Here is a 16,334-nt window from a genome sequence, read left to right as displayed (position 1 = left end):
ACTCCACGAAACTCGGGGCAGCTCAGAAGAGCTGCCACGGGGATACCGGTCATCCCACTACTGGCCGAACGGATGAGAGCGGAGAAGGGTTGGCGAGATTAGAGACCCTCTCTTTCCTACTGCCCCGAGGACTCCACGAAGTGAACGCAGAATTCTGGGTCGCCGTCTTCGCCGCAGGCGTCGCCCTCATCGCACTGATCAGCAGCGCGGTCAGCGCCGCCAGAGCCCGCGTCAAAACCATCGAAGACGCCTATATCGCACGCTACTGGCAAATCCTCGACGGCTTCCCCTCCCTGGCCCTCGTCGCCGAGGACGCCACAGCATGCAGCAGCGAGGAACTCAAAGCCGTGCGCCTGTACTTGCGGCTTTGTGAAGACGAGCTGGAACTGCGCGGGTTGGGCTGGGTCGGCGGCGAGACCTGGGAGCAATGGCGCCCTGGTATCCGAGCCCAGCTCAACCAGTGGCCCGTCGCCGCCGAATGGGCCCTCATCCGCAACTGTCATCGCGCACCCCACCAGTTCAAGCTACTGCGCGAATTGGACGCCACCCCTGACTATGATCCCTACCGGCCCCGCCCCTACTTTGGTCGCTTCACGCGCCAATGGCGGGGACTGTGATGGACCCTGTGGCCAACCGAAGGACATTGAAACAGGCGCGGCACGGCCCCTCCAGGCCATGATGACCGGCCGCAGCCTGCTCCTCACACGTGGACCGAATGGGCCGGAAGGGCCAGGGTCCTGTTGTGTGTTCGACGTCCGCGTACGAGACGTAAGAGTTCCGTCACCTCCCTGACGCTGCGCGACGGCTCCCCGTTCTGTTGACTCCGGTGGTGACAGCAGGCTCTGGAGGAAGTGAGGCGGGAATGGGGCGACGACGGAAGGCGCTGGCCAGGCCACTGGTCATCGGGGTGCTGACGGTGGCCGTCGCCGGTCTCGGTTTCGGGCTGTACTGGTTCCAGCCGTGGAAGCTGTGGCAGGACAAGACCGTGCAGGAGGCGCTGCCGGGCACCGTGGCGGCATCGGCCCCTCCCACTGCCGGGCCCGCCCGCTCCGGGACTCCCTCCCCGGCCCCGAAGCCCCGGACGCTGGCGAGCGGTGTGCTCATCAGTCATGAGCACGCTACTTCGGGCACGGTGAAGCTCGTGCGGCTCGCCGACGGCTCCCATGTCGTGCGGCTGGAGAATCTCGATACGAGCAATGGACCGGATCTGCGTGTGTGGCTGACCGACGCCCCGGTGCGGGAGGGACGGGGCGGCTGGCACGTCTTCGATGACGGTGCGTACGTCAGCCTCGGCAGGCTCAAGGGGAACAGAGGCAGCCAGAACTACCCCGTGCCCGCCGACGTGGACCCGGCGGACTTCACCAGCGTGAGTATCTGGTGCGACCGCTTCGACGTCTCCTTCGGCGCCGCAGAACTCGCCCGGGTCTGACGGCATTCCGCGCCAGTTCCGGCGGGCCCGGCGTCATGCCCTCCGCCGGTTCTGCGAACTCACATCGCGGCGATGCCCTCCATGCCGGACTCGGCGAACGCGGGCAGCCCCTCGACAGTGGTGACCTTGGTGAGGGCACCGCTCTTCCCGACGCGGAAGCCGTCCACCGTGCCGGAGGTGGCGTTCTGGACGTAGACGAACTTCGCGTCCCCGGTCACGGCGATGTCGATGACACCCTGCGATTTCGCGGAGGGCGGGGTGGCGATGCCCACCCGGTCGGTCAAGGCGAGCCTGCCGTGCCGGTCCATACGGTATCCGCTGACGGTGGAGTTGCCGGTGTTGCCGCCGTAGAAGTGGTTGCCCGCGCGTTCCAGCCAGCACAGGACCTCCTGGCCGTTGGCGAGCGGCTGCTGAAGGACCTTCAGCGTGCCGTCGTGCCGGACCCGGTAGGTGGTCACCGTGGACTTCTCGGCCTCGGCGACCAGCATCCGCCTGCCGGACGCGTCGAAGGTGATCGCGAACGGCACGTTTCCGGCGGACTTGTTGACGACGGGTTCGTCGACGGCCGGCAAGCCGTTGTTCTTCAGGGGGAAGACCTCGACCGTGTTGTTTCCCTTGGTGGTGACCACGAGGTTGCGGCCGTCCGGGGTGATCTCGACCTCGCCGGGGGAGGTGTCGAAACGCGGTATGTCCTCGTTGGACAGGCCGAGGGAGCGGACGGACCCCGGTATCGGCACGAGCCCCTTCGCGGTGATCCGGAAGCCCTGGACGCTGCCCTCGCCGCCCGCGTTCATGACGTACGCGATCTTGCCGCGTACCGCGATGGAGGACGGGAAACTGCCCCCGCTGTCGATGGTCTGGCGGTTCGTCAGCGTGGTTCCCTCGACGCGGAAGGACGTCAGCGTGCCGCTGCCCGCGTTGACCGCCAGCAGCATCCGGGAGGCGTCGTCGTAGACGAGGGAGCCCTGGGAGGCGAGCGAGTCGGTGGGGGCGTCGACCTGGTCGCCGCCCTTGCCGCCGGTCGCGTAGGTGCCCGCTGGTTTCAGCTTGCCCTGGCCGTCCCGGGCGAAGACGTGGATGGTGTTGCCGTTCAGCTCGTTGCCCTGTACGAAGACGGCACGATCGGCTCCGGACCCGTACTGGCTCGCCGAGGCCAGGGACACGGCCACGGTGGCCGCCGCGACGGTGGCGAGGACGCTGCCGCCGACCACGATCCGCCGTGTCCTGGACTTCGCCCGGTGACCGCGGCGTCCCCCGGCCTTCCGGCTCGGCTGCTGCTTGCTCCGCTCGCCGTACATGCTCATGTTCTGCTCCCTGCCTTCTCGCGGCGCTGGTGCGACCGTGTCCTCGTGCCTGTCCGTGGACGGGTCAAGAGTGGTCGCTGGGGGCAGTGGGGCGAGAGGGGAACGCGGTCCGCGTCAGACTCTCGTAATCAGTGAGCATGTCGGTCGGCTCGGCACGCTGGGCGCGGTCGGCGTCGGCGAAGGTCCAGCGTAGGGTGCCGGTGCGGTCGATGACGTACGTGGCCGGAAACGGGAGCGTGCGTGCGCGGCCGCTGTTGACGCGTTGGAGACCGAAGCCGGGTTCGTCGTAGGCGTCGGCGAGGTCTCGGGCAGGTCGTACTGCTTGGCGGTGTCATCGGCCTGTACGCCATGTCCGGCGGCAATCAGGAGCTGTACCGTGCCGCCCTGCGCTGGGGTTACCTGCGGGAGCGTTCCGAACCGGCGGGATCCGACGAGCAGCGTGACCGCTGCCTTGGACTCGCTCCGTCCCGCGACCTCGTCATGATGCCGGGGCCTCGTCCGGCAGGCAGAGGACGGATACGCGCTGAATGAGGTTGTTGCCGAACCCTCCCTGGTTCAGGGCGCGTCGAGGGGCTGGGTGTGCCCTCCGGCGTCGGTGGCGCGGGCGCTCAGGGTGGGGCGGCCGGGCGTCGCGTGCCAATTGGCCTGCCACCTCCGCCAGGACCAGCGGTGTCCCTGCGCGGGAGCGAGGTCCGCGTCGCGCCAGGTCCTGGCGCCGTCCGTGCTCAGTTCGACTCTCGTCACCGGGGCGTGGCCCGACCAGGCCCGCCCCTCCACCAGCACGGGGCCGGGGCGTACGACGCGCGTGCGGGACATGAAGTCCGGAAAGCCCGGAGGGATCATCAACGCCCGCGGGGCGATCCGGGTGACGGGTTCACCGGGTTCGTCCGGGCGCCGCCGGTAGCGGTAGGCCACCGACTGCTGAAGGCAGCGGTGCGCCGTTCATCGCGTACGCGACCAGCACCTCGGGATCCAGTGCGCGGTCCCGTGCGGAGGGTTCCTTCGGCGCGGACTTCCGAATCGATTCCTCGGCGTCGGTGAGGAACTTGATCCAGATGCTGTCGGGATCGCTGGGCCCTTGGATGGTCACGCCGTCCGCCGTTCCTTCCGATCTGCAGGGGAACCCGCCGACGGCCGATGCGCCGTTCCGTGCGGCCATTGATTGTGGCAGCTTCACTCCTGGGCGCCGAAACGGTGGTCGGCCGTCGGCTCGGCTCCCCTTTATATCATTGCATAGTGCAAAATGAGATCGCCGGTCTGGAGAGTTGCTTTCCGTTCCGGAACCGCCGACTCCCGACAAGAGGTGACTGACCTGTCATGCCTGGCTCACTGCACGTCCCGTCCGGGGTGTCAGCCTCGTCCGCCACCGCGAGGGCGGGGTACGTCGGCGGCTTCGAGCCGGACGAACGGGATGGCGCGGCCCGCCTCGCGGTAGGACGTCTCGCCGCCGTCAGCGGGCAGTCCCAGGAACGCGCACAGACGGCGGGCCGTGCGGGGATGGCGCCGGGCGTAGTCCGTCATGATCGCGGCTCCGTCGTCAGGGGTAAGGAAGCGGGCGGTGACCGCGTGGTGCCGATTCCCGACCTGGACGACGGTCTTGGGCTGCGCTCGCAGGTTGCGGTACCAGTCGGACCCAGGGCCGAAGCCGGAGGCGATGATCCAGCCGCGGTGCGGGGCGTCGTAGGTCACGACTTCGAGGACGGCTCGGCGGTCCAAGCCGGTGGTCCGGCCGGCGTGGTGCAGGAGCAGGAACCGCTTGCCGATGACCGGACCCAGTCCGGCGCGGAAGAGCAGGATGGGCAACCGTGCGGCCAGGCGTCGCCAGCCGGAGAGGGGGTCGCGTCGGGTAGGGAAGGTCTCTCTGTGGGGCATCGTCGCCTTCCAGGAGGGTCGTAGGTGGCCGTACTCGGCATTGAATGGGTAAAAGGCTGGTGTGAGTGCCGCTTCACTGGGACAACCTTTGCATAGTCTAAAGTCGGGAGGGCGCCTGCTGCGGACGGACGGGGCGGCTCTCGAGCGCCGCGACCACCTCGGGAGGACGTCATGACCGTGAGCAGACAGGCGTCCTCGTCTCTGGTGTTGTCCTGGATGCCCGTGGCGGCGATGAGTGTGGTGGCCGTGGCGGACGTCGTGGCGGGCCCCGGGGTGGGGTTTCTGCCGCTCGTGTCGCTGGGGCCCGCCTTCGCCGGGCTGGTCGGAGGCTGGCGGCGTACCGCTCTGATCGGCGCGCTGGCCCTGCTGCTCTGCCTCGTCCTCGGTCTGTACGACGGCCTGTTCGAGGAGCGCCGCGGGTTCACCGCGCTGGTCTCGGTGGCCGGTGTCACGGGCGCGGGTGTCGCGGCCGCCGTGATGCGCTCGCGCCGGGAGGCGGAGCTGGCCAGTGTGCGGTCCATCGCCGAGGTGGCCCAGCGGGTGTTGCTGCGCCCGGTGCCGCGCACCGCCGGCCCTCTGCAGGCGGCGGTGTCGTACACCTCCGCCGTCGCCGAGGCGCGGATCGGCGGGGATCTGTACGAGGTGGTCGCCTCCCCGCACGGGATACGGGTCATCGTGGGCGATGTGCAGGGCAAGGGGCTGGCCGCGGTGGAGACGGCCGCGGTGGTGCTCGGCGCCTTCCGGGAGGCGGCCCACGAGGAAGCCGATCTGGTCGGGCTGGGGGAGCGCCTGGAACGCAGCGTGGCCCGGGAGCTGGAGGGTGAGAAGTTCGTCACGGCTGTGCTCGCCGAGATCGGCTCCGGTGCCGGGGCGGTCTTCCTCAACTACGGTCACCCGCCGCCCATGGTCGTACGCACGGACGGCACGGTCGACTTCCCGCAGCCGCCCACCCACACGCCCCCGCTGGGGCTGGACCTCCACGAGGCCGAGGGGCCGAAGCCCTACCGCGTGGACTTCGCGCCGGGCGAGCAACTCCTGCTGTACACCGACGGCGTCAGCGAGTCCCGGGACGCGGGAGGGGCCTTCTACCCGCTCGCGGACCGCGCGTACCTGCTCAAGGAGCCTGACGCCCAACTGGCCCTGGAAGCCCTCCGCGAGGACCTGGTGCGGTACGCGGACGGGCCGCCCCACGACGACGCGGCCATGCTCCTGCTGCGCTATCACGGTCATGGGAAAGGAAAATCTGTTCCCGACGCGTGAGTGAGCAGGCACTTCGGCACGATAGAAAGGATGCATGCCGGAGCGCGCGACCCCCGAGGGGGCTATGGACGATGTGGACGAGGTCACCCGGGCGGTGCTGACCGCGTCCCGGTTGCTGGTGGCCGTCTCCGCCAGATCCCTCGCCGCGGTCGAGGACCGGGTCACGTTGGCGCAGTTCCGGATGCTCGTCGTTCTCTCCAGCCGGGGTGCCACGAAGCTGGTCGCCCTCGCCGACCTGCTGCAGGTGGCGCCCTCGACGGCCATGCGCATGGTGGACCGGCTCATCGCCGCCGGACTCGCCGACCGGCAGACCAACCCCGGGAACCGGCGCGAGACCCTGCTGCAGCTGACCGAGGAGGGGCAGCGCACGGTCGCCGACGTCACCGCCCGGCGACGTGAGGAGATCGCGTCGATCGTGGCACGGCTCAGGCCGACGCAGCGGCTGGCCCTCGTCGAGGCCCTTGCGGCCTTCAACGAGGCGGGTGGGGAGCCTCCCGCCCCGGTGGCGGATGATCGGCACGCGCATCCGCTCGGTTGGGGGACCGACGCGGTGGCGGCCCACGAGGTGTGAGGCGTCGACCTCCCCTCCCCCGTGCCGGGGTGACTCACGGCCCCACCGCTCCTCTCTGGGCTTTCCCTGTTTCTTGCATAATGCAAGGGACGACGTGGGCGCGGCTGTCCGGGGAGACGGAAGGGTGAGTGGGGAATGCGCCGGTGGCGATACCTGCCACGCGATGTGGAGCCCCGGCTCATGGGGCATCTTCGCGCCACCGTGTGGGGGCCTGCCGAGTTCGTCGGTCCGCCCCCGTGGTGGCTGGTCGCGGAGGGAGCGCTGGCGGCGGTGCTGGCCATCGTGGGTGTCGTCGGCGCGACCGTCGTCGGAGCATGGGCGGACCGGGCGGCGCTGGCCGACGGCACGGTCGGTCTGATCTGTGCTCTCGCGCTGGTACTCCATCTGGTCGTCGTGCGGGCGGGGCGGGCGTTGGTCGGTGCTGTCGCCGTGCTCGCGATATGCCTCGCCCTGCAGGCACCACAGGCCGCGGCCGGCGTCGTTCTTGCGATGGAGGGGCGGGTGCAGTCCGTGGTGGTGACGTCGGTGCAGGACACCGGAGGAGCGACGGGCGGCCGCAGCCGCTTCCTCTGCTCGGTGACCGACCGTGACGGTGTGCCGCTGACGGTTCGCATCTGGCGCGGCTGCGGGCGGACAGTGCGGCCCGGGGATGTTCTTGCCGTCGTCTACGACCCGCGGGGACGGGTCTCACCACGCGGCGTGGAGAACGGGGCGGGAGTGCTGCACGCGCTGCTCGGCCTCGCCGGCTGGGCGGCCGCCCTCTTCCTCGCCACGGTCGTCGCGGTCGTGCGCTCCTACCGGCTGACCGCCCCCTCCGCGGGCCTGGAGGAGAGCACCGGTGGACTTTGATCATCCGGCCGACGGGCTGGGCGTCGGGGATGCGGTGTTGATGTTCAGGTCGGGCCGCGGGGTGAGGACGACTATGGGAGCACCCGGCTGGGGCGGGGGAGGCGTGAGCTGGTCCTTGGGGAGCTTTGGTGGTGTGGTCTGCTGGAAGTTCACCTGCTCGCTGTTGATCACGCCGGTGTTCTCCAGGACGGTGATGTGGTCCAGGACGGTGTCGTTGGCCAGGTCGGCGAGCTGACGGACCAGGGTGTTCCTGGTGGTGGCGCGGATCTTCGCGATCACCGGGAAGATCTGGCCGTGCGTCACGCGCATGATGTTGGCGGCGGTGCTGTCGAACTGCCGGCCCGACTCCGCCGCCGAGGTCGCCACGAACTGCTGCTGCTGAGGGCTGGCCTGGTTCGGAAGCGTGATGTTCAGCATGGGGGCGATCTTGCGGCACATCTCGTCCAGGCCGGCGTGCCCCACGATCAGGTGCTTGCCGGCCTCCTTCATCTCCGCCGTCGCGCCCTTCTCCATGGCCAGTTCACCGAGCGGGTACTCCCACAGGCCGGCCGCGCGCACCTTGACGACGAAGTCACGGTCCGCCTCGGTGAGCGGACCGAACTGGGTGTTGGCGATGATCCGGGAGGTGTCGCTCGACGTGGTCTGGAGGCCGAGCATGGCCGGATAGGCGAGAGCGCTGAGTGTCAGGGTGAGGGCGCCGCCCACGAAGAGGGTTCCGATCGTGCTGCGCGAGAGGGGCATGAGTACCTCCGAGGGTGAGGAAGGTGGCCATCAGGAGGTACGGAGAAGTCGGGCCGCTCGATCATTGCAGCAGCTAAATTTTGCATGATGATCTGTGATGTGTATCACGGCGATGTCAAACGAAGTGGTTGACCAAAGAAGGCGGCATGGCTCTGCAGTGTGTTTTGGATGGTGGCGTGCGGTCAGCGGTGGCGGCGCATCAGGAAGTCGGCATGCGGCGACTTGCCCGCGATGGTGAGGCCGCCCGTGCGCACGAGCCATTCACCCGCTGTGTCGCCCAGCACGCACCCGGCGCCGCGGTGGCTGATGGCCTTGGCGGAGGTGGTCCACCGCGGGTGCTTTTCCGGGTCGGGCTCGCCCTCCCGTTCGATGACCGGACGGGATGAGCGCCGCCCGTGGGCGATGCAGAACCAGAGCGCGGCAGGGCCCCAGTACAGGGCGGTGACTGGATACCAGATGCATGATCCACATGCGCTGAGGGCCCCGCGCGGCACGATGTCCGCGACGATAGTCAGACCGCAGACCGCAGACCGCAGACCGCAGACCGCAGACCGCAGACCGCAGACCGCAGACGCAGGCCAGGCCGACACTCGTCCAGCCGGTCACCTCCAGCCAGGCCGGGGGGGTGACGTCGCACCGGTCATGTCTCGTACAGATGGGCCGAGGCGACGCGCCCCGGACGCATGATGCGTATCTTGTGGCCCTCGCAGGCGGGGCACTGCGGCGACTGGAGCGGGGACGGTACGCGTTCGCCGTCGAGTCGGTAGCGGGCGCTGATCCGCGCGTACTCGTCCACGGTCACGTCGATGTCGTACGTGCCCTCCCAGCCGTGTCCGCAGTCGAGGCAGACGAACGAGTAGGCGCGCCGGACGTGTTCTGTGGCCATGGTGGTCGCCTCCTGGGGCTGTGTGTCTCTCGGGGGACGTCTACCCACTTTTGCATAGTGCAAATTGTGGGGGAGGTACTCGCTCCTCTCGAGTGACACTGGGGGGCGTGGTCAGGAGGTCGCCGTGTGCACGGCGCGCAGGGCGCTCTGGTGGGTGAGCCAGCCGACCGGTTCTCCGTGCGCGTGGCCTAGGACCGGCACTCCGGTACCCGCGGCCGTGAGAAGGGTGTGCAGTGCCAGTGCGAGGGGCTGGTCCGCGGTGACGGGTGGGGGCGGCTCGGCGAGCTGCCCGACCCGCCGGGGTGCGGCTTCCGGCTCTTCGGCCAGAGCCTCCGCGACCGCCTGTGCGGTGACCACGCCGGCGTAGGAGCCGGCCTCGTCCACGACCGGCAGGGCGCCGTGGCCGGAACGGCTCAGCAGGTCGGCGGCGTCGGAGAGGGGGGTTGAGGAGGGCAGGGGCGCGGGGAGCGGTTCCATGACGGTCTCGACCCGCTGGGACCCCAGCGGGGCGCCGGGGGCGGGTCCGTCGAGGTCGATGCCGCGGCGGCGCAGTTTGAGTGTGTAGACGGTGTCCTGGGACAGCAGGCGGCTGGTGGCCGTGGCCAGGGTGATCGCGAGCATCAGCGGCAGGATGATCGAGTACTCGCCGGTCAACTCGAAGAGGATCACCACGGCGGTGATCGGCGCGCGGGAGGCGCCGGCGAAGACGGCACCCATGCCGACCAGCGCATACGCGCCCACCGCGCCCGCCGTGCCGGGCAGCAGACCGTGCGCACCGACGCCGTACGCCGCGCCGAGCATCGCCCCGATGAACAGGCTGGGCGCGAACACCCCACCCGAACCGCCGATGCCGATGGTCAGGCTGGTCGCCAGCATCTTGCCCGCCAGCAGCACCAGCAGGAACCCGACCGCGTAGCCGCCCTCGGTGGCCTTCCGCAGCACCGGGTAGCCGACGCCGTACATCTGCGGCAGGGCGAGCAGCACCAGACCGAGCGCGAGACCGCCGGCCGCCGGGCGCAGCCACTCGGGGCCGCGCCACAGCCATTCGCACGCGTCCTCGACCAGGTACAGGAACCGCGAGAAGCCCACGCCGACCACGGCGGCGACCACGCCCAGGACGGCGAACAGGCCGTACTGGACGAGATGGTCCACGTGGAAGTCCGGCAGGTTCAGGAACGCCACGTCGCCGAAGGCTGCCCGGCCGATGACGCTAGCCGTCACACTGGCCAGCACGGCCGCCCCGAACGCCTCCGCGCTGAACGTGCCCAGGATCAGCTCCATCGCGAAGAACACGCCGGCCAGCGGCGCGTTGAAGGTGGCGGCGATACCGCCCGCCGCACCGCAGGCGACCAGCAGCTTCATGCGTCCGTCGGCCACCTTCGCCAACCGGCCCAGCGTCGAGCCGAGTGCCGAGCCGATCTGCACGATCGGCCCCTCCCGGCCCACCGAACCGCCGGAGCCGATGGTCAGCGCGGAGGCGAGGGTTTTCACCACGGCGACCTTGGGGCTGATCCGCCCGCCGCGCTGAGCGACGGCCAGCATCACCTCGGGCACCCCGTGCCCCCGGGCCTCCTTGGCGAACCGATGCACCAGGGGCCCGTAGAGAAGTCCGCCGAGCACGGGCGTGAGCAGCACGAAGTACGGACCGAGCCACGGTGCGTGCGGATTTCCGGATCCGGGGGAGGCCGCGTAGTCGCCGTGACCGGAGAAGAGGTGTGTGAACGTCGTGATGCACCACCGGAAGACGATCGAGCCGACCCCGGCTCCGGCGCCGGTCAGGATGGCCAGCACGGACAGCCGCCAGGACGCGGAGCGCAGGCTGGTGAGGCGTGGTGAGGGTGTGCGGGTGTCCGGTGTCCGGTGTCCTGCGGCCGGTTCGTCCTCGGCTGTCTGGATGGCGCTCATTGCTGCCCCTTTCATATCTTTGCATTATGCAAAACGTGTCAAGGGGTCCGGGTGACGCACGTCCGACGGTGATCTCCTGCGAGCGGGCGGGACGGCTCCGGCGAGCGGAGTGAACACCTGGACATTCGACGCCGTACCTCCCGTGAGTGGTAACCGGCCGCATCCGGACCAGGGGAGGGAGACCGCCGTGGGAAGTGCCGTCCCCGCATCCCTGACGGAGCGGTCGCGGGGGCGGAAGGCGGGCCCCTCTGGTGTCTGCGCGCGAGCGGGGGTGTTCGCCCTGGCGGGCAGCGTGCTCGCGGCTCTGGGACATCACACAGCCGGGGGCGCGACGGCGTCGTGGCGGGGCGTGGCGGCGCTGGTCCTGCTCCAGTTCGCCGGTGCCTGGCCTGCCGCTCGTCGACGTTTCGCCCCAGCGGCGACGGCCGGATGCACCCTGGCGGTGCAAGGGGTGCTGCATCTGGTGCTCTCGTGGGGAGCGCGCGGGCACTCCGTCGGCGCGGGCCCTGTCGCTCGCGCCGCGCGTGGAGTGGGCGGCCATCCGGTGCCGACTCACGTCGACGGCCATGCCTGGCACCAGGTGTCCGCCGCCATGACGGTCGTTCACGTGGTCGCGGCACTCGCCGTCGCCTGGGTGCTGCACCGTGCCGACGCGGCGACGGCGACCGCTCAGTGGGTTGTCCACGTGGCGGAACGGGTGCTTGTGGCCACAGGTGGGTGGCTGAGCCGTCTGTGGGGTCGGCTGTCGGTGCGACCGGCCTTCCGGGCCTCTTCCGTCCCGCGCCGGGTGCCGTGCCATGTGCTGCGGGTGCCCGTCGTGTCCTGCCCTCCGGAACACGCGGCGCCGCGCAGAGGGCCGCCGGGATGCCTAGAGGTTCCGGTCCCCCTGTTCTTCCGGCCGAGCGGGCAGAAACCCGCCCGGTCCCGTACATCCGGAGTTCCGCAGTGCCCCTCTATCCCCATGCCCGCCCGTTCGGCCGGGTCCCCCTGGCTGGTGCCCTCGCCCTGACCGCCACCCTGAGCCTGGCTCAACCGGCCTCCGCCCACACGGAGATCGAGGCCGACACGCCGACGGCCCTGGCCCGTGACGTCACCCTCACCTTCACTTACGAGGCGGAGTCCGACACGGCGGGCTTCACCCAGGTACGCGTCGTCCTGCCGGACGGCATCGAACCGGACGACGTGACGCTCGAACACGCCCCCCGAGGATGGAAGTTCACGGCGGCCCCGGACGGCTACACGATCGTCGGCCCCGCCCTGGCGACCGGAGCTGACGCCGAACACGCGATCAGCGTGCGGCGGTTGCCGAACGCCGAGGAGATCGTGTTCAGGACCGTCGACACCTACGCAGACGGCAAGGTCGCGCGTTGGGTCGAACTGCCCACCCAGGAGGCCGAGTCGGACCAGCCCGCCCCGGTGCTGAAGTTGAAGCCCGCGGACGAGGGCGCCAAGCCCGCCGACTCACCGTCCGCACGGAAGGCCGACGCGGCGTCAGCAGATCTCGCCAGTGGTGCGAGCGCCGACACGTCGGCGCTCGCCGAGAACGAGGGCCTTCCCGCACAGTTGACCACCGCCGGTGCGGCCGCGGTGCTCGTCGCGCTGGGCGCCGTCGCGTGGCGACTCAAGCGCCGTCGGGCCGGAGGGGGCGGTGCGCGATGAACCGAGAGTCCTCTTCCGGCGTTCCCCTGACACATCCCCGCCCCGTCCGGTGGCGGGACCCCGGCATCCACCGTCCCGGCCGTTCCCCGCTCGTGGCCCTGCTCCTGCTGGGGACGGCACTCGCGCTCACGCTCCTCGCCGGTGCGACCCCGGCCACCGCGCACGCGGTGTTCAAGAGCAGTGACCCCCGCGAGGGCTCCGTGCTGAAGACCCCGCCGCGGCACATCACCGTGACTTTCGACGAGGCCGTCGCGCTCGTGGAGAACTCCCTGCGCGTCCTCGACCCCGACAACCGCCCTGCGACGGCGGGAGATCCGGAGCACGCCGACGGACACGCCGAGACGGCCCGTGTCCCGCTGGCGAGCGGGCTGGGCCAGGGTACGTACACCGTCTCCTGGCGGGTGGTGTCGGCGGACGGCCACCCGGTGACCGGGGCCTTCACCTTCGCCGTCGGCAAGCGTTCGTCGGCCGGGGCGGTCGTCGCCGGCCCGCCGTCCGTGCCCCGTGCCACGAGCCTGCCGTACGACACCGCGCGATACGTGGCCTACACGGGACTGGCCCTGCTCATCGGCATCGCTGTGTTCGTGGCGACCTGCTGGCCGGCGGCCGCCACCCTGCGCGCCGTACTCCGGCTGTTCGCGGTCGGATGGTGGGTGCTGACACTGTCCACCCTCGCCTCGGTGCTGTTGCGCGGACCGTACGACGGCGGCGAGGGCCCTGGGGCCGTGCTCGACCCGCAGTTGCTGCGCGGCACGGTGGACAGCCGACCGGGCACCGCGCTGTTGGCGCGGCTGGGGCTGCTGATCGTCCTTGCGGTGCTGGTGCGCGGCCGGGGGGTCGGCGCGGGCGTCGGTGGCCGCGTGAGGGTGGTGGGGGTCCTGCTTGTCCTGGCCCTGGCCGCGACCTGGGTGGTGGCCGAACACGCCGCCGTCGGTGTCCAGGTCGCGGTGGCGGTCACCTCCACCGCTCTGCACCTGCTCGCGATGGCGGTGTGGCTGGGCGGACTGGCCGCCTTGCTCACCGCCCTGTACCGGGCACCGGCGGAGGCCCCGCTTCCGCCGGCCGCGGTCGCCCGTTTCTCCCGTCTGGCCTTCGGCGCGGTGGCGGTCCTGGTGGTGACCGGTGTCTACCAGTCGTGGCGCGGGCTGGGGTCCTGGGACGCGCTGCTGCACACCGAGTACGGCCGGATCCTCTCCTTCAAGGTGTGGACCGTGCTGGTCGTGCTGACGGTGGCCGCGCGGTCTCGGCGCTGGACGGGGAGGCTCGCGGCCGTGCCCGAGCCCGATGCGGTGCTGGTCACCGTCGGCGGCGGGGAGACGGACGCCCTCAACGGCGGGGCAGCGCCCGCGACCGGCGGTCCGGGCGAGGCCGAAGGGAGTCGGCGCGGGCTGCGTCGGTGTGTGCTGGCCGAGGTGGTGGTCGGTGTGGTGGTTCTCGCGCTCACGACGATGCTGACGGGAACCGAGCCGGGCCGCGCGGCCGAGGAGAACGCGGCGCTGCGGGCTCCCGTCCCCGGACAGCCCACCCAGTCCCTGACCCTGGTCCCCTTCGACACCGGCAGCCGCACACTGGGCCCGCTGGGGAGCGGAAAGGTGCAGATCGTTCTGGAACCGGGCCGCGTCGGCCGCAACGCGGTCCAGGCGGTCGTCTACGGTGCCGACGGCGGCCTCGTGCCCGTACCCGAACTGCGTCTGACGTTCATTCTCGCCCGGCAGGGAGTCGGCCCCCTGGACGCGGGACTAGTCGACGAGCGCGGTTACTGGGGCGGCGACACGCTCACCCTTCCCACGGAGGGAACGTGGACGATGCGGGTCACCGTGCGGGTCTCGGACATCGACCAGGTCACCGTTGAACAGCCGGTGCAGATCGGGCCCTGACCGGAACCCCCCACCCCTCGCCAACATCTTTTGCGCTGTGCAAAACGTGGGCCACAGGTGATCGCGGTGGGGGTGAGGGCCTTGGCGGAGCAGCGGCGCGTGCAGGATCTGACGACACCGCGGCGGTCCGGAACCCGGGGGCCAGGTCCCGGCCCCCGGGACTGCCAGGGCCCTCCCGGGCCCGACAGGGCAAGAACCGCGCCCGTGGTCGCTCACCCGCCCGTCAGAACCGGTGGCCGCCCGGTGTCGGTCAGGGGCGAGGTGGTGGCCCTGGCCCGGAACGTGGCGTACCTGCTGGCCGTCGTAGGCCGGATCGGCATCGTGCTGGACCCCGAGGAGGCGGCGATCACGCCGCTCATCGAGTGGCCGGGCGGGGGGATCCATGCCCGGCGGACGTCACGCTGACGCCCGCATGGGATCGGCAGAGGTCGTGAGGGCCGGCGAGTCCCCGGAACACAGCGCCCCTCCCGGTGAGGCCAAGTCCTTCGCGACACCCGCATCGATCGCGCGTGAAGTCTGCCGGAACAGAGCAATGAGAGCACGCCGCCCTCATGGCAGGATGCCGCTCGTCCGTCAATGCCGCTTCCGCTCGCCTCGGCCGGCGCTCTTCGCGCCGCGGCCCGCTCCACGGACCGCGCCAGGAAGGACGTTCCATGACCAGTCTGCGAAGACTGAGGCGCGTCGCGGTCTCGCTCTCCCTCTGGTGGCTGTCGCTCGCTCTTGTGCTCTGGCTCCTGGGCAAGGCGTTGGACCAGTCGGCCCCACCGGCACGGTGTGCGGCCTCGGCCGCGTTCCTCGTCGGCGTGGGGGAGGCCGGCGACCTGTTGCGCCGGTGGTGGAGAGCCCGCCGGACCGCGGGGAGGCATCAGCCAGGGGCCTCGCCGCAGTCACCGGGCACCGCGTCATTGCCGCCCACCCGTCCACCGGTCACCTGAGGCCGAGCGCAGTCGGCCCCTCCGCTCTGACCGGCTGTGCTGCCCCTGTCCCTAGTGCTGGCCGGGAGCGGGGCAGACCGTGGCTTCGGGGACCGGCCGCCGTCCGGCGTCGCCTGCGGCGGCCGGGCTTGCGGTACGGCGGGCGGCCCGGCCTCGGAGTTTGCGCGTCGGCCGGGCCGCAGAGGAACCTACTCCACCGGCAGGAACTCTCGGGCCGCGATGAACTCCGGGCGCCGGGCCGGGGCGGCGAAGGGTTCCGCCGGCTGGTTCTCGACGCTGTTGAAGACGATGAAGACGTTGCTGCGCGGGTACGGCGTGATGTTGTCCCCGGAGCCGTGCATGCAGTTGCAGTCGAACCAGGTCGCCGAGCCGGCGCGGCCGGTGAAGAGCTTGATGCCGTGCTCCAGGGCCATCTCGGTCAGCGCCGACGCGGACGGGGTACCCGCTTCCTGCATCTGCAGCGACCGCTTGTAGTTTTCCTTCGGTGTGGCGCCCGCGCAGCCGAGGAACGTCCGGTGGGAGCCCGGCATGATCATGAGGCTTCCGTTGGTGTCACGGTTCGCGGTGAGCGCGATCGACACCGAGACCGCGCGCATCCGGGGCAGGCCGTCCTCGGCGTGCCAGGTCTCGAAGTCGGAGTGCCAGTAGAACCCACTGGCCCCGAAGCCTGGCTTGACGTTGACCCGGCTCTGGTGGACGTATACGTCGGAGCCGAGGATTCGTCGAGCGGTGTCCACAACCCTCGGGTCCCGTACGAGTTGGGCGAAGACCTCGCTGATGCGATGGACTTCGAACACGGAACGGATCTCCTTGGAGGAGGGTTCGACGATGGCGCGCGCGTCGTTGCGTACGGCGGGATCGGCGATCAGCCGCTTCAGTTCGGCCCGGTAGGCGAGTACCTCCGTCGGGGTGAGCAGCTCGTCCACGGTCATGAAGCCGTCACGTTCGAAGTCGCGCAGTCGCTCGGACGGTTCACCCCAGAGCACGGGGTCCCGGCGAGGCGTCAGCACTTCGGCCGCACCGCGCGTCGGATACAGGTCGGTCAT

17 protein-coding genes are annotated in these 16,334 nt (G+C 70.5%); 8 read left to right on the top strand and 9 right to left on the bottom strand.

Translation table 11 applies throughout. The features are described from left to right. Positions 1 to 140: 140 nt before the first annotated feature. Both U5640_RS06865 and U5640_RS06860 read left to right on the top strand, forming a co-directional pair. On the top strand, positions 141 to 617 hold the full coding sequence (locus U5640_RS06865) for a hypothetical protein (RefSeq protein WP_340374897.1): 477 nt from the start codon (positions 141 to 143) through the stop codon (positions 615 to 617). Between the two features lie 245 nt (positions 618 to 862). Further along, positions 863 to 1,429, top strand: a complete 567-nt coding sequence (locus U5640_RS06860) for a DM13 domain-containing protein (protein ID WP_340374896.1) — start codon at positions 863 to 865, stop codon at positions 1,427 to 1,429. 59 nt (positions 1,430 to 1,488) lie between these two features. On the opposite strand, the gene U5640_RS06855 is transcribed toward U5640_RS06860, so the two are convergent. The 4 genes from U5640_RS06855 to U5640_RS06840 form a co-directional block, all read right to left on the bottom strand. Further along, positions 1,489 to 2,733, bottom strand: a complete 1,245-nt coding sequence (locus tag U5640_RS06855; RefSeq protein WP_340374895.1) for a beta-propeller fold lactonase family protein — start codon at positions 2,731 to 2,733, stop codon at positions 1,489 to 1,491. A gap of 555 nt (positions 2,734 to 3,288) precedes the next feature. Continuing rightward, positions 3,289 to 3,549, bottom strand: a complete 261-nt coding sequence (locus U5640_RS06850) for a hypothetical protein (RefSeq protein WP_340374894.1) — start codon at positions 3,547 to 3,549, stop codon at positions 3,289 to 3,291. A gap of 58 nt (positions 3,550 to 3,607) precedes the next feature. Next, the gene (locus U5640_RS06845) at positions 3,608 to 3,823 is read right to left on the bottom strand and encodes a hypothetical protein (protein ID WP_340374893.1); all 216 of its coding nucleotides are present in this window, start codon (positions 3,821 to 3,823) and stop codon (positions 3,608 to 3,610) included. Positions 3,824 to 4,083: 260 nt separating this feature from the next. Continuing rightward, on the bottom strand, positions 4,084 to 4,605 hold the full coding sequence (locus tag U5640_RS06840; RefSeq protein ID WP_340374892.1) for a nitroreductase family deazaflavin-dependent oxidoreductase: 522 nt from the start codon (positions 4,603 to 4,605) through the stop codon (positions 4,084 to 4,086). A 171-nt stretch (positions 4,606 to 4,776) separates the two neighbouring features. Here U5640_RS06840 and U5640_RS06835 point away from each other — a divergent pair, with 171 nt between their 5' ends. The 3 genes from U5640_RS06835 to U5640_RS06825 all read left to right on the top strand — a co-directional run bounded on the left by U5640_RS06835 (position 4,777) and on the right by U5640_RS06825 (position 7,285). Then, positions 4,777 to 5,865 (top strand): PP2C family protein-serine/threonine phosphatase, encoded by a 1,089-nt coding sequence (locus U5640_RS06835; protein ID WP_340374891.1) that lies wholly within the window; start codon positions 4,777 to 4,779, stop codon positions 5,863 to 5,865. A 34-nt stretch (positions 5,866 to 5,899) separates the two neighbouring features. Beyond that, positions 5,900 to 6,436 (top strand): MarR family transcriptional regulator, encoded by a 537-nt coding sequence (locus U5640_RS06830; RefSeq protein ID WP_340374890.1) that lies wholly within the window; start codon positions 5,900 to 5,902, stop codon positions 6,434 to 6,436. 180 nt (positions 6,437 to 6,616) lie between these two features. Continuing rightward, positions 6,617 to 7,285, top strand: a complete 669-nt coding sequence (locus tag U5640_RS06825) for a hypothetical protein (RefSeq protein ID WP_340374889.1) — start codon at positions 6,617 to 6,619, stop codon at positions 7,283 to 7,285. Here U5640_RS06825 and U5640_RS06820 read toward each other — a convergent pair whose 3' ends face one another. The 4 genes from U5640_RS06820 to U5640_RS06805 form a co-directional block, all read right to left on the bottom strand. Continuing rightward, the gene (locus U5640_RS06820; protein ID WP_340374888.1) at positions 7,286 to 8,026 is read right to left on the bottom strand and encodes a DUF4142 domain-containing protein; all 741 of its coding nucleotides are present in this window, start codon (positions 8,024 to 8,026) and stop codon (positions 7,286 to 7,288) included. It abuts the gene before it with no gap. Between the two features lie 182 nt (positions 8,027 to 8,208). Then, positions 8,209 to 8,520: a hypothetical protein gene (locus tag U5640_RS06815; protein ID WP_340374887.1), complete on the bottom strand. Its 312-nt coding sequence runs from the start codon at positions 8,518 to 8,520 to the stop codon at positions 8,209 to 8,211. A gap of 146 nt (positions 8,521 to 8,666) precedes the next feature. Then, positions 8,667 to 8,912 carry a hypothetical protein gene (locus U5640_RS06810; protein ID WP_340374886.1) on the bottom strand — a complete coding sequence of 82 codons (246 nt, stop codon included), beginning with the start codon at positions 8,910 to 8,912 and terminating at the stop codon, positions 8,667 to 8,669. A gap of 111 nt (positions 8,913 to 9,023) precedes the next feature. Then, positions 9,024 to 10,817: a chloride channel protein gene (locus U5640_RS06805; protein ID WP_340374885.1), complete on the bottom strand. Its 1,794-nt coding sequence runs from the start codon at positions 10,815 to 10,817 to the stop codon at positions 9,024 to 9,026. 945 nt (positions 10,818 to 11,762) lie between these two features. On the opposite strand from U5640_RS06805, the gene U5640_RS06800 reads away from it, so the two are divergent. The 3 genes from U5640_RS06800 (at position 11,763) to U5640_RS06790 (ending at position 14,758) form a co-directional block, all read left to right on the top strand. Beyond that, positions 11,763 to 12,476, top strand: coding sequence for a DUF1775 domain-containing protein (locus U5640_RS06800; protein ID WP_340374884.1), 714 nt, complete (start codon positions 11,763 to 11,765; stop codon positions 12,474 to 12,476). Beyond that, a complete protein-coding gene (locus U5640_RS06795) occupies positions 12,473 to 14,353 on the top strand; it encodes a copper resistance protein CopC (protein WP_340374883.1) in 1,881 nt (626 codons plus the stop codon). Before U5640_RS06800 ends, U5640_RS06795 begins: the two co-directional genes overlap by 4 nt. 243 nt (positions 14,354 to 14,596) lie before the next feature. Then, positions 14,597 to 14,758: a hypothetical protein gene (locus U5640_RS06790; RefSeq protein WP_340374882.1), complete on the top strand. Its 162-nt coding sequence runs from the start codon at positions 14,597 to 14,599 to the stop codon at positions 14,756 to 14,758. Positions 14,759 to 15,476: 718 nt separating this feature from the next. Here U5640_RS06790 and thpD read toward each other — a convergent pair. Further along, positions 15,477 to 16,334 (bottom strand): ectoine hydroxylase, encoded by an 858-nt coding sequence (gene thpD, locus U5640_RS06785; protein WP_340374881.1) that lies wholly within the window; start codon positions 16,332 to 16,334, stop codon positions 15,477 to 15,479.

The sequence above is a fragment of the Streptomyces sp. SS7 genome, from assembly GCF_037993025.1.
In the GTDB taxonomy this organism is placed as follows: domain Bacteria; phylum Actinomycetota; class Actinomycetes; order Streptomycetales; family Streptomycetaceae; genus Streptomyces.
The sequence above is the reverse complement of the archived record's forward strand: the minus strand, read 5'-3'. Positions and strand labels throughout refer to the sequence as shown.

What these genes read in the sequence shown, in the direction of transcription:
- U5640_RS06860 (WP_340374896.1), top strand. Translation starts at nt 863, where the DNA reads ATGGGGCGACGACGGAAGGCGCTGGCCAGGCCACTGGTCATCGGGGTG.
- U5640_RS06855 (WP_340374895.1), bottom strand. Translation starts at nt 2,733, where the DNA reads ATGAGCATGTACGGCGAGCGGAGCAAGCAGCAGCCGAGCCGGAAGGCC.
- U5640_RS06850 (WP_340374894.1), bottom strand. Translation starts at nt 3,549, where the DNA reads ATGTCCCGCACGCGCGTCGTACGCCCCGGCCCCGTGCTGGTGGAGGGG.
- U5640_RS06840 (WP_340374892.1), bottom strand. Translation starts at nt 4,605, where the DNA reads ATGCCCCACAGAGAGACCTTCCCTACCCGACGCGACCCCCTCTCCGGC.
- U5640_RS06835 (WP_340374891.1), top strand. Translation starts at nt 4,777, where the DNA reads ATGACCGTGAGCAGACAGGCGTCCTCGTCTCTGGTGTTGTCCTGGATG.
- U5640_RS06830 (WP_340374890.1), top strand. Translation starts at nt 5,900, where the DNA reads ATGCCGGAGCGCGCGACCCCCGAGGGGGCTATGGACGATGTGGACGAG.
- U5640_RS06825 (WP_340374889.1), top strand. Translation starts at nt 6,617, where the DNA reads ATGGGGCATCTTCGCGCCACCGTGTGGGGGCCTGCCGAGTTCGTCGGT.
- U5640_RS06820 (WP_340374888.1), bottom strand. Translation starts at nt 8,026, where the DNA reads ATGCCCCTCTCGCGCAGCACGATCGGAACCCTCTTCGTGGGCGGCGCC.
- U5640_RS06810 (WP_340374886.1), bottom strand. Translation starts at nt 8,912, where the DNA reads ATGGCCACAGAACACGTCCGGCGCGCCTACTCGTTCGTCTGCCTCGAC.
- U5640_RS06805 (WP_340374885.1), bottom strand. Translation starts at nt 10,817, where the DNA reads ATGAGCGCCATCCAGACAGCCGAGGACGAACCGGCCGCAGGACACCGG.
- U5640_RS06795 (WP_340374883.1), top strand. Translation starts at nt 12,473, where the DNA reads ATGAACCGAGAGTCCTCTTCCGGCGTTCCCCTGACACATCCCCGCCCC.
- thpD (WP_340374881.1), bottom strand. Translation starts at nt 16,334, where the DNA reads ATGACCGACCTGTATCCGACGCGCGGTGCGGCCGAAGTGCTGACGCCT.